The organism is Jatrophihabitans fulvus, assembly GCF_054781375.1.
The window spans coordinates 1-11,946 of the sequence record NZ_BAAGUN010000007.1; the positions used below are offsets into that span (position 1 = coordinate 1).

General features: G+C 73.0%; 10 protein-coding genes. 7 read left to right on the forward strand and 3 right to left on the reverse strand.

The annotated features are described in order from the left end of the window. Positions 1 to 114: 114 nt before the first annotated feature. Both ACYVP9_RS19530 and ACYVP9_RS19535 read right to left on the reverse strand, forming a co-directional pair. The gene (locus ACYVP9_RS19530) at positions 115 to 606 is read right to left on the reverse strand and encodes a cysteine hydrolase family protein (RefSeq protein WP_460606625.1); all 492 of its coding nucleotides are present in this window, start codon (positions 604 to 606) and stop codon (positions 115 to 117) included. Beyond that, positions 603 to 2,084: a purine-cytosine permease family protein gene (locus tag ACYVP9_RS19535; RefSeq protein ID WP_460606626.1), complete on the reverse strand. Its 1,482-nt coding sequence runs from the start codon at positions 2,082 to 2,084 to the stop codon at positions 603 to 605. The genes ACYVP9_RS19530 and ACYVP9_RS19535 overlap by 4 nt, the downstream gene beginning before the upstream one ends. A gap of 240 nt (positions 2,085 to 2,324) precedes the next feature. Between ACYVP9_RS19535 and ACYVP9_RS19540 the strand changes: the two genes are divergently transcribed. From ACYVP9_RS19540 to ACYVP9_RS19560, 5 genes are all read left to right on the forward strand, one after another. Next, entirely contained in the window at positions 2,325 to 2,558 is a 234-nt protein-coding gene (locus ACYVP9_RS19540; RefSeq protein WP_460606627.1) for a DUF4244 domain-containing protein, read from the forward strand. A 76-nt stretch (positions 2,559 to 2,634) separates the two neighbouring features. Continuing rightward, entirely contained in the window at positions 2,635 to 3,003 is a 369-nt protein-coding gene (locus ACYVP9_RS19545) for a TadE family type IV pilus minor pilin (RefSeq protein WP_460606629.1), read from the forward strand. Next, positions 3,000 to 3,407 carry a flp pilus-assembly TadE/G-like family protein gene (locus tag ACYVP9_RS19550; RefSeq protein WP_460606631.1) on the forward strand — a complete coding sequence of 136 codons (408 nt, stop codon included), beginning with the start codon at positions 3,000 to 3,002 and terminating at the stop codon, positions 3,405 to 3,407. Before ACYVP9_RS19545 ends, ACYVP9_RS19550 begins: the two co-directional genes overlap by 4 nt. 123 nt (positions 3,408 to 3,530) lie before the next feature. After that, positions 3,531 to 4,742, forward strand: a complete 1,212-nt coding sequence (locus ACYVP9_RS19555; RefSeq protein WP_460606632.1) for a L,D-transpeptidase — start codon at positions 3,531 to 3,533, stop codon at positions 4,740 to 4,742. Positions 4,743 to 4,967: 225 nt separating this feature from the next. After that, positions 4,968 to 6,215, forward strand: coding sequence for an IPT/TIG domain-containing protein (locus ACYVP9_RS19560; RefSeq protein ID WP_460606633.1), 1,248 nt, complete (start codon positions 4,968 to 4,970; stop codon positions 6,213 to 6,215). A 71-nt stretch (positions 6,216 to 6,286) separates the two neighbouring features. Here ACYVP9_RS19560 and ACYVP9_RS19565 read toward each other — a convergent pair whose 3' ends face one another. Then, on the reverse strand, positions 6,287 to 8,620 hold the full coding sequence (locus ACYVP9_RS19565; RefSeq protein ID WP_460606634.1) for a DEAD/DEAH box helicase: 2,334 nt from the start codon (positions 8,618 to 8,620) through the stop codon (positions 6,287 to 6,289). Positions 8,621 to 8,820: 200 nt separating this feature from the next. Between ACYVP9_RS19565 and ACYVP9_RS19570 the strand changes: the two genes are divergently transcribed. Both ACYVP9_RS19570 and ACYVP9_RS19575 read left to right on the forward strand, forming a co-directional pair. Further along, positions 8,821 to 9,165 carry an STAS domain-containing protein gene (locus tag ACYVP9_RS19570; RefSeq protein ID WP_460606635.1) on the forward strand — a complete coding sequence of 115 codons (345 nt, stop codon included), beginning with the start codon at positions 8,821 to 8,823 and terminating at the stop codon, positions 9,163 to 9,165. Positions 9,166 to 9,364: 199 nt separating this feature from the next. Continuing rightward, positions 9,365 to 11,707 (forward strand): proton/sodium-translocating pyrophosphatase, encoded by a 2,343-nt coding sequence (locus ACYVP9_RS19575; protein WP_460606637.1) that lies wholly within the window; start codon positions 9,365 to 9,367, stop codon positions 11,705 to 11,707. The last annotated feature ends 239 nt before the right edge of the window (positions 11,708 to 11,946 follow it).

The window sequence follows — 11,946 nt, forward strand, 5'->3', positions numbered from 1 at the left end:
GGTGGCGGGCGGTGGCGGGCGGTGGCGGGCGGTGGCGGGCGGTGGCGGGCGGTGGCGGGCGGTGGCGGGCGGTGGCGGGCGGTGGCGGGCGGTGGCGGGCGGTGGCGACGCCTGTCAGAAGACGCGCACGAGCGGCTCGAACAGGGCCATCGCCTCGAGCGCGCGGACGTGGGAGGTGTCGTCGGCGCCGGCGCACGCATCGCGCACGACCCGGACCCGTCGGCCGGCGTCGGCCGCGGCCAGCACGGTCGACAGCACGCAGCAGTCGGTCGACACGCCTGCGACGACGAGCTCGTCCCCGCACGCCGCGGCCAGCCGCGCGTCCCACTTGCCGAACGTCGGCGCGTCGAGGGTCTGACGGTCGCCGAACGGTGCCACGAGCCGCCACATCGGGTCCTCGGTCGGACGCAACGCGAAGGGCCACTGCGCGTAGTAGTCGCGCCACGCGCCCTGCGGTTCGGACGGCGCGACGAAACGCGTGAACACGACGTCCGGCTCGTGCTCGGCCACCAGCCGCTCGATCACCGGCACGATGTCGCCGAAGCGCGGCGCGCCCCACGGGCCGGTCGCGAAGACCTCCTGCAGGTCGATGACGACGAGGGTCACGCGACGGTTTCCTGGCGGCGGACGGTGGCGGCCGTGCCGGCGAGGGTGACGAGGAACCCGACCGCGAGGGACACGAGCACGCCGAGGCCGGCACCTGCCCATTCACCGGTGCGGCCGCCCAGGTGGAGCGGACCGAGCAGATACCCCTGCCAGGTGAGCCAGTCGACCTTGCTGGTGGCGGTGACGAGGCCCCAGCCGATCGCGGTGCCACCGGCGAGGGCCAGCATGGGAAGGGCACGGACGTCGCCGTAGCGACCGCGGCGGTCGAACAGGGCATCGGGGTCGTAGTCGCGGCGCCGCAGCGCGACGTCGGCGAGCATCACGCCGCACCACCCGGCGATCGGCACGCCCAGGGTGACGAGGAAACCCTGGAACTGGCCGACGAAGTCGTCGGCGAAGAAGACGACGTAGATCGAACCGCCGACCATGACGACGCCGTCGACGAGCGCCGCGACGGGCCGCGGCAACCGCACGCCCGCGGCGAGCAGGGCGAGTCCTGACGAGTAGATGTCGAGCACTGCGCCTCCGACGAGGCCCAGCACGGCGACGACGAGGAACGGCACCAGGGCCCAGGTGTCGAGCAGCGACGCGAGTGCACCGACGGGATCGCCCGCGATCGCGTCGCGCAGGTCGGCCGACGAGCCTGCCAGCAGCAGGCCGAAGACGAGCAGCAGCACCGGCGCGAGGGCGCCGCCGAACGTCGTCCACCCCACGACCCCGCCGCCGGGCGAGCGGCGGGGCAGGTAACGCGAGTAGTCGGCCGCGGCGTTGACCCAGCTGATGCCGAACCCGGTCAGGAACAGCACGAAGCATCCGAGGACGTTCTGCCAGTCGCCGGAGGGCACGGCGCTCACGGCGGACCAGTCGATGTCGCCGGCGACGACCACGAGGTACACGACCGTGAGCACGCCGGTCACGACGGTGATGACGGCCTGCATGCGCATGATGACGTCGAACCCGGCGAACCCGCCCAGGATGATCAGCCCGGCCACGACGACGAGCGCGAGCACCTTGGTCGCGGCGCCGGAGCTCCAGTCGAGCTCGCGGAACACCGTCGCGGTGGCGAGCGTCGCGAGGATCGTCAGCGCGGTCTCCCACCCCACGGTGAGCACCCAGGACAGCACCGCCGGGACGCGGTTGCCGCGGACGCCGAAGGCCGCCCGGCTCAGGACCATCGTCGGTGCCGATCCGCGTTTGCCGGCGAGCGCGACGAAGCCGCACAGCAGGAACGACGCGACGATGCCCAGCGCACCCGCGATCAGGGCCTGCCAGAACGAGACGCCCAGGTACAGGCCGAACGAGCCGTAGCTGAGCCCGAACACCGACACGTTGGCGCCGAACCAGGGCCAGAACAGTTGCCTCGGACGGCCCTTGCGCTCGTCGTCGCCGATGATCTCGATGCCGTTGGTCTCGATCGCGGTCGTGCGGGCGGACGACCCGCGCGGCTCGGCCTGCGGCTGCTTCTGCGTCGACACCATGGTCGCCTCCTCGGACGGTGCGCGGACACGACGCTAATGCGTGGCGCCGACATTCCCGCGCGTGCGCGGCGGAGCGCGGGAAGGCGTAGCGACAGGCGGCGAGCCGGGGCGCACGCGACCCGCCCGGACCGTAACCCCGGACCCCGACGTGACGGGGTTTCGCCGTCCACAGGCAGGCGGTCGTCCACAGACGGCCGTCGGCGGACGGTCGGACCGGCCCGTTCGATCCAGGCTCTCCGCATGACCGCTCTTCTCGCCCTCGCCCTGATCCCGCTCCGTTCACTGCCGTCCCGGCTGAGCGCCGGCGCCCGCCGGGCCCGCCGCGCCGTCGACGCCGGCATGTCCACGGCGGAGTACGCCGTCGGCACCGTCGCCGCCGTCGGCTTCGCCGTCGTCCTCTACAAGGTGGTGCGCAGTCCGGCGGTCTCGTCGGCCCTCAGCCAGATCGTGAAGTCGGCTCTGAATGCGATCTGACCCCGGCCCGTGCCCGGACGGGTGTCGGCAGCCGGGCGGGCGCGGGCGGCGACTCCGCCGCCGTCGCGACGCCGGCATGGCGACCGTCGAGCTCGCCGCGTGCCTGCCGGTCCTCGTGGTGGTGCTGGGCGCTGCGCTGACCGCGCTCGCCGTGGTGTCCGGACGGGTGCGGGCCCAGGACGGCGCGCGTGAAGCCGCGCGGGCGGCGGCGCGCGGCGATCTCGCGGTCGCCCGACGTCTCGCGGCCGACGCCGCGCCCGGTTCGACGCTGTCGGTGGCCGCGTCCGGTACCGGCGAGGGCGGCACGGTGACGGCGACCGTCCGGCTGACCGTGCGGCCGCTCGGCGACCTGCTGCCCGCGTTCACCGTGACGGCCCGCGCCACCGCGGCGACCGAACCGCTCGGCGACGACAGGTCCGCGGCAGCTGCGGGCGCGGCGGGATGAGCCGCCGGCGCGTCGCACTGCCGACCGCGTCACTGCGGACGGAACAGGGGTCGGCGTCGGTGTGGGTCGTGGCCGCGTGCTCGCTCGTCATGCTCGTCGCCACCGCCTCGGCAGTGCGCTCCGGGGCGGTGCTGGCCCGGCACCGCGCCGAAGCGGCCGCCGACCTCGGTGCGCTCGCCGGCGCGACCCGTATCGGGCTGGGCGGTGCGCCCTGCGACGCGGCCCGGGTCGTCGTCACGCGCAACGGCGCGCGGTTGACCGGGTGCCGGGTCCGGCTGGCCGCCGACACGCGCAGCGGCACCGTCGTCCTCACCGTGACCTCGGCGCTTCGGTTGCCCCTCGTCGGTCTCGGCACCGTCACCGCCTCCGCGCGGGCGGGCCGGCTACCCGCCGGCACATCGTGACCGTGACGTCCACGCCACCGCGGGTGTGGCGCGTCCTGCCGCGCCGTCAGGACGCTGAGAGGACGAGACCGGACCGAGACCGGTCCCACGCAACCGCGGCGCACTCCGCCACGTCGAACCGTCGTGACGATCGGAACGCTGCGCGGTCGAGCCCGCGCCCACCTGACCCACTCCGTGCTCCGGCCCGCCGCCGTCGCGTCCGTCGCACTGGCGGCGGTCGCGCTCGCCGCGTGCTCGGGCACCTCGGGCACCTCGCACGGTGCGTCGGCGCCCGGTTCGGCCGGCACCCCCTCGGCACCGGGGGCCGGCGGCTCGTCGGGTGGCTCCACGCCCGTGGGCGGGCCCGGCGCCTCCAACAGCCCCCGCAGCTCCGACAGGTCGAGCAGCTCCGACAGGTCGAGCAACTCCGACAGGTCGAGCAACTCCGACAGCTCCCGCGGCACCAACGGCTCCCGCGGCACCAACGGCTCCCGCGGCACCAACGGCTCCCGCGGCACCAACGGCTCCCGCGGCACCAACGGCCCCCGCAGCGCCAACGGCCCCGCCAGTCCGGTGCACATCAGCCTGTACAACGCCGACGGCGCGCACTACGGCGTCGGCATGCCGGTGATCGCCTACTTCTCGCGGCAGATCACCGACGCCGCGCCGCTCCAGCAGGCGACGACGATCACCGTCGACGGCAAGCCCGCCCACGGCGCGTGGTATTTCGAGCAGTCCGGCGCCGGCCACGGTCCGAACGAAGGGCACCTGCGGCTGCAGGGGTTCTGGCCGGCACACTCCACGATCCGCATCGACCTGCCGGCAAAGGGACTGTCGGCCGGCACGGGGCTGGTCTACGACGACAGCCTGACCCTCGAGTTCTCCACCGGGGCCCGCACCATCGGTTACGTCAACGACCGCGACCACATGATGACGATCATGAGCGACGGCACGCGGTGGGGACGCTTCCCGGTCTCGCTCGGCGCCGCCGACACCCCGACCCTGCGCGGCACGAAGGTCGTCATGGAGAAGCAGTACGACACGAGCATGCGCGGGCCGGGCTATTACGACCCCGACGTCTACTGGACCGAGCGGCTGACCTACGGCGGCGAGTACCTGCACGCGGCGCCGTGGAACGAGCCGCCCTACGGCAACATCGGCCGCAGCGACAGCTCGAACGGGTGCACGAACCTGACCACCGCCGACGCGAAGCGCATCTACGACTTCCTCCGGGTCGGCGACGTCGTCACGTACCCCAACGCCTCCGGACCGCGCATGAGCATGGGCGAGGGCTTCGGCGACTGGAACGTCTCCTGGTCGCAGTGGCGCACGGGCGGTCTCGTGCCGACGACCTGACCCGAGGCGCCGCGCGACGCACGGCCGGCTCGAGGATCCACAGGCACGCCGAACCACAGAGGGCCCTGAGGGCCTTGATCACTTGTGTGGCCTGTGTGACCCTTCGGGGGCTCGGGGGAGAATCAGGAGTACTTCATGCGCTCATTTCGCGCTTTTCGTCCCGTCCGTCCCGCCGGACCCGCCCGGCCGCACCGTCTCCGCCGTGCGTCTCGCGTGGTCCTCGCGGTGACGGTCACCGCCACCGCGGTCGGCGCGACGACGGTCGCCGTGTCGTCGCCGTCGGGCGCCGCGCCGGCACTGCCGACGATCACGTCGCTGTCGTCCCACAGCGGCGTCTGGTGGGGCGGCCTGCAGATCACCGTGCGGGGCACCAACTTCACCGGCGTCCAGAAGGTGACGTTCGCGCAGAGCTCCGGGTGGGACGTCACCGTCGTGTCCCCGACGCTGCTGACGGTGCGCACGCCCGACCACGCCAACGGCCTGACGCACGTGCGGGTGACCACCGCCGCCGGGCAGTCGCGGCGCAGCGACGCGACGAAGTACACCTTCACCTCCCCGACCATGGACACGCCCATCTACGGCGGGTTGACGGCTCGCCAGGAGCAGCGCATCTCGTGGCAGGTGCGCCAGAAGCACCGTCCGGCCCGCATCGCGCCGAAGGCGAAGGCCTGGACCCGCGCCATGGGTCTCACTGCCATCCACCGGGCGCAGTCGTGGCTCGGCCTGCCGTACTCGTGGGCGGGTGGCAGCCCCAAGGCCCCGACCTACGGGGTCTGCTCTCGCAACGGCGGCGACAACGACTGCCGCGTCATCGGCTTCGACTGCTCGGGCCTGACTCTCCACTCGTGGGGTCCGTACCGCACCCTCGACCACTACGCGCAGACGCAGAAGGGCCAGGCGGGTCGGTTCCACCCGACCGTCGGGCAGCTCGTGCCCGGCGACCTGGTCTTCTTCTCGTCCTACATCCCCGACGGCATCGGCCACACCGCGATCTACGAGGGACGCGGCTGGGTGATCGAGGCCGGACAGAGCGGCACGCTGGTGCGCCGGTCCCGGCTCGCCGACCTGATCAAGTGGGACGGGGAGTACCGCGGCGCGGTGCGTCCGATGAGCACCGGCAAGCAGGCCGCCGGTCCCGTGATCACCTCCGCCACCAAGACGGTCCCGGCCGCGGGTGGCCGGGTCACCCTGACCGGCCGCAACCTGTCCGACGTCACCGCCGTGACCGTCGGCACCAGCCGCGTCTACACGTTCGTCCAGCGCACCGCGACCAAGCTCGTGGTGAACGTGCCGGCCCGGGCGGCGGGCAGGACCACCCTGATCGTGAGCAACCCCTGGGGCAACTCGCGCACGCTCGCGCTCGGCTACACCGGCCGGACGGTCACCGCGCACCGCGCGCAGACATCCCCGGGGACCCTGCCGCCGGTCGGCATGCGGCACACCGGCAACCGGGCCGCCACCCCCGCCCGCTGACGACCGGGCCGACCCGCGCACCACCGCGGGTCGGCCCGCTCGACCCACCCGCTGGGGTCGGTCGGGTTCGGTCAGTCCGACGCGAGGTGCCCGAGCACGAGGTCGAGGAGCACGACGGCACCCGCCTTGTCGAGCGGCTCGTTGCCGTTGCCGCACTTGGGCGACTGCACGCACGAGGGGCACCCGGTCGGGCACTCGCACGCGGCCACCGCCTCGCGGGTCGCCCGCAACCAGTCGACGAGCGTCGCGTGCCCCCGCTCGGCGAACCCCGCCCCACCGGGATGCCCGTCGTAGACGAACACCGTCGGACGCCCCGTGTCGGGGTGCAACGCCGTCGACACCCCGCCGATGTCCCAGCGGTCGCAGACCGCGAGCAGTGGCAGCAGCCCGATCGCGGCGTGCTCGGCGGCGTGAGCGGCGCCGGGGACGTCCGCGATCGACAGCCCGACGGCATCGAGGGCGGCCTGCTCGATCGAGTACCAGACGGCCGTGGTGCGCAGTTCCCGCACCGGCAGGTCGAGCTCGATCTCGTCCATCAGCTCGCCGGTGTCCAGACGCCGCCGCACGTAGCCGACGACCTGGTTGCTGACGTCGACGGTGCCGAGCGAGACCCGCACCGGACCGTGCCGCGACGCGGCGCGCTCCTGCACGATCGCGATGTCGGTGACGTCGCGCGCCGACGTCGACCACGGCGGCGACTCCGGGTGCACCGTGGCGACCGCGTCCTCGACGTCCAGGTCGTCGACCACGTAGGCCCGGCCCTGGTGCAGGTAGACGGCGCCGGGATGCACCGTGCCGTGCGACGCCCCGGCGTCGACGGTGCCCACCAGCGCCCCCGTCGACCGCTCGACCACCGACACCGGCGGCCCTCCCGCGCCGCGGATGTCGGTGTCGGGACGGTCGTGCTGCGTCCAGAACCACCCGGCCGGACGGCGCCGCAACCGGGCCCGGGCCACGAGGTCGTCGAGCACGACGGTCACCGGGGCGGTGTCGCCGTCCGCCGCGAACCAGCGCGCCTCGTCCGGACGGATCGGCAGCTCGGCGGCAGCGCAGCACAGCTGCGGCGCGAGCACGTAGGGGTTCGCGGGGTCGAAGACGCTGGCCTCGACCGGCCGTCCGAAGAGGGCCTCGGGGTGGTGCACCAGGTAGGTGTCGAGCGGGTCGTCGCGGGCGACGAACACGACGAGCGACTCGTCGCCGCGGCGTCCGGCCCGACCGGCCTGCTGCCACACGGACGCGCGCGTGCCCGGGTAACCGGCCAGCACGACGGCGTCGAGTCCCGAGATGTCCAGACCCAGCTCGAGGGCGTTGGTCGCGGCCACCCCGAGCAGCTGCCCGGACGACAGCGCCGCCTCGAGGGCGCGACGCTCCTCGGGCAGGTACCCGGCCCGGTAGGGCGCGATGCGGTCGGCCAGCTCGTCCAGGCCGGCCTCGCCCAGGTGGCGGACGGCGCCGAGCGCAGCGAACTCGGCGCCCCGCCGCGACCGCACGAACGCGATCGTCCGCGCCCCCTCGACCACCAGGTCGGCGAGGATGCGACCCGCCTCGGCGCCGGCCGCGCGCCGTACCGGCGCGTCGTGCTCGCCGCGCAGTTCGGTCAGCGGCGGTTCCCACAGCGCGAACGTCTGGGCCCCGCGGGGTGACCCGTCGTCCTGGACCGCGACCACCGGCGCGCCGACCAACCGGCTCGCCGCCGCCGCGGGTTCGGCCACCGTCGCCGACGCGAGCACGAACACCGGGTCGGCGCCGTAGTGCGCGCACACCCGCCGCAACCGCCGCAGCACCTGCGCGACGTGCGAGCCGAACAGCCCGCGGTACCCGTGGCACTCGTCGACCACCACGTACTTCACCCGGCGGAAGAACGACGACCAGCGTGCGTGCGCCGGCAGGATGCCGCGGTGCAGCATGTCGGGGTTCGTCAGCACCCAGTTGGCGTGCGACCGGACCCAGTCGCGCTCGGTGAACGGGGTGTCGCCGTCGTACGTCGCCGCTCGCACCGCGGGCAGTACGAGCTCCTGCAGCGAGCGGAGCTGGTCGCCGGCGAGCGCCTTCGTCGGCGAGAGGTACAGCACCCGGGACCGGTCGTCCTCGAGCAGGGCGGTGATCGCGGGCAGGTGGTAGGCGAGCGACTTGCCCGACGCGGTGCCGGTCGCGACGACGACCGACGTGCCCTCGTGCGCCAGCGACGCCGCCTCGACCTGGTGCGTCCACGGCCGCGCGACCCCCCGGGCGGCGAGCCGGTCGCGCAGCACCGGCGCGACCCAGGCCGGCCAGTCGCCCGTGCGGCCGTCGCGGGCGGCGATGCGCTCGACGTGCGTGACCGGCGACCGATCGGGCGCGACGCCGAGCAGCAGCCGGTCGAGCAGATGCTGCACGATGACGTTCCCCTCCTGGGCCTGTGGCATGCTTGCCCCGGCAGACCGCCGGGCGACGCACGGCTCCATGGAACCCTTCCGCACCGACAGGCCGCGCTGGCGGCCGAACCGGGTGCGGGTGGCGGGTCCGAGCGGCGCGGCGGGTCAGGGCGCAGCACGCGCCCCTGCCCCATCGACTGCGACGGTGTCCGCACCGGCGCACGGCACGTCAGGACGAAAGGGTGGCACGCGTGGAGCTCTCGGTCTCACGCCAGTCGGTCGGCGGGTTCCCCGTCGTGGCCGTGAGCGGGGAGGTCGACGTCTATTCGGCGCCGGCGCTCAAGGACAGCCTCACGGAGCTGCTGCAAGGAGGGGTGTCGACGGTCGTGGTCGACCTGACCGCGGTGTCGTTCCTCGATTCCACCGGCCTGGGCGCGCTCGTCGAGGCCCGCTCGGCCACCACGGACGCCGGCGGCGCGCTGCCGCTCGTCTGCACCCAGGAGCGCATCCTCAAGCTCTTCGCGATCACCGGTCTCGACGGCGTGTTCTCCATTCACGCCAGCGTCGACGACGCGGTCGCCGCGCTGCAGAGCTGACCCGTCGGCCGGGATCCCGGCCACCCTGGGCGGACACCCCGGCGTGGGACCCCGCCCGCAATTCCCCCTCAGCGCGGGCTAAAGTACGCGGGTCAGCGCCGGGCGCCACGGTTCTGTGGCGATTCGTCCCCGGCGCACAACCATGTCACCGGTGCCGCGCCGATCCACGGCGGTGCCGTGAGTCGAGCAGGGGAGCTCTATGGTCTCGCACCACCTGGGGAGCGCCGGGACGCTGGCCGCGGACAATCCGCTGGCGATCGACAGCGGTCAACGCGGCTTCGTCGTCGTCATCGCGGTCGTCGCGGTCCTCGCACTGGTCTACGCGTACGTGCTCGTCCGCGAGGTCCTCGCGGCCGACACCGGCACCAAGAACATGCAGGACATCTCGCAGGCCGTGCAGGAGGGCGCCGCGGCGTACCTCAACCGGCAGTTCCGCACGCTCGGGGTCTTCTCGATCCTGGTGTTCGTCCTGCTGCTGATCCTCCCGGTCAACGAGGGCGGCGCCAGCGTCCGCATCGGCCGCGCGATCTTCTTCCTCGTCGGGGCGGCGTTCTCGGCCGCGGTCGGCTACATCGGCATGACGATGGCGACCCGCGCGAACGTCCGCGTCGCCTCGGCCGCCCGCGGCGGCAAGGCCGAGCGCGGCTTCCACATCGCCTTCCGCACCGGCGGCATCGTCGGCATGCTCACCGTCGGCCTCGGCCTGCTCGGTGCCTCGATCGTGCTGATCGTCTACAACGAGCACGCCCCGACGGTGCTCGAGGGCTTCGGCTTCGGCGGCGCCCTGCTCGCGATGTTCATGCGTGTCGGCGGCGGCATCTTCACCAAGGCCGCCGACGTCGGCGCCGACCTCGTCGGCAAGGTCGAGGCGGGCATCCCCGAGGACGACCCGCGCAACGCCGCCACCATCGCCGACAACGTCGGCGACAACGTGGGTGACTGCGCCGGCATGGCGGCCGACCTCTTCGAGTCCTACGCCGTCACGCTCGTCGCCGCGTTGATCCTCGGCCAGGCCGTGTTCGGTGCGGACGGCCTGCTGCTGCCGCTCGTCATCGGCGGCATCGGCGTCATCAGCTCCGTGGTCGGCATCCTCGCCACCAAGCTGCGCGCGTCCGACCGCAACGGCCTCGTGCCGATCAACCGCGGCTTCTTCATCTCGGCCGCCACCTCGCTCGTGCTCGTCGCGATCGCGACCTTCACGATGCTGCCCTCCAAGTTCAGCGACTTCGACGGCGTCCAGGACTTCAAGTTCAACGGTGACCTGCCGACGGACGACGCCAACCCGGCGCTCATCGCGTTCCTCGCGGTGCTGATCGGCATCGTGCTCGCGGTGGTCATCCAGCAGCTGACCGGCTACTTCACCGACACGCTGCGCCGTCCGACCAAGGACGTCGCCGAGACGTCGCTGACCGGCCCGGCCACCGTCGTCCTCTCGGGCATCTCGCTCGGTCTCGAGTCCGCGGTGTACACCGCGGTGCTCATCGGCCTGGCCGTGTTCGGGGCGTTCCTGCTCGGCTTCGGCTCCGTCGGCGTCGCGCTGTTCGCCGTCGCGCTCGCCGGCTGCGGCCTGCTGACGACTGCGGGTGTCATCGTCTCGATGGACACCTTCGGCCCGATCAGCGACAACGCGCAGGGCGTGGCCGAGATGTCCGGCGACATCGACGAGCAGGGCGCCCGCGTCCTGACCGATCTCGACGCCGTCGGCAACACCACGAAGGCCATCACCAAGGGCATCGCGATCGCGACGGCCGTGCTCGCCGCCACCGCGCTGTTCGGCTCGTACACCGACGCGATCACGCAGGCATACGAGCGGTACAACGCCAAGGGCCTGCTGGACTTCAAGATCATCTCGCCGAACATCCTGATCGGTGCGATCTTCGGTGCGGCCGTGGTGTTCCTCTTCAGTGGCCTGGCCATCAGCGCCGTCGGCCGCGCGGCCGGCCGGGTGGTGTTCGAGGTGCGCGAGCAGTTCCGCACCAAGCCCGGGATCATGGACTTCAGCGAGAAGCCCGACTACGCCCGCGTCGTCGACATCTGCACCAAGGACTCGCTGCGCGAGCTGGCCACGCCCGGCCTGCTGGCGATCTTCGCGCCGGTCACCATCGGGTTCGCCTTCGGCGCCGGCCCGCTGGCCGGCTACCTCGCCGGTGCCATCGCCGCCGGTGTGCTCATGGCCGTGTTCCTCGCGAACTCCGGTGGCGCATGGGACAACGCGAAGAAGCTCGTCGAGGACGGCGCGCACGGCGGCAAGGGCAGCGAGGCCCACGCCGCCACCGTCATCGGCGACACCGTCGGCGACCCGTTCAAGGACACCGCGGGTCCTGCCATCAACCCGCTGATCAAGGTCATGAACCTGGTCGCGGTGCTCATCGCCCCCGCTGTGGTGCAGTTCAGCCTCGGCGAGGACAAGAGCAACGTCGTCCGCGGCATCGTCGCGCTGATCGCGTTCCTGATCATCGCGGGCGCGGTGACCGTGTCGCGGCGCCGGCAGGTCTCGATGGGTGACGCCCCGAAGCCGGAGGCCACCGCGCGGGCGACCTGACCCGCACGGCAGCTCCGCCGAACACCCGTTCCGGGCGGTCGGTCCTCACGGACCGGCCGCCCGGTTTCGTCGTTCGCGGCCCTCCTCGGCTCGGGCCCGCGGGCTTTGCGCACAATCGCCCGATTCGGTGATGGGGAGGGCAGGACTGCCCATCCGATTCCGATCTTGACAAGTGGCCGCGGTGGGTAAGCACTGCCAGACTGGCCGACGACGTCAGGTGGAGCGGACTGAAGAAGACC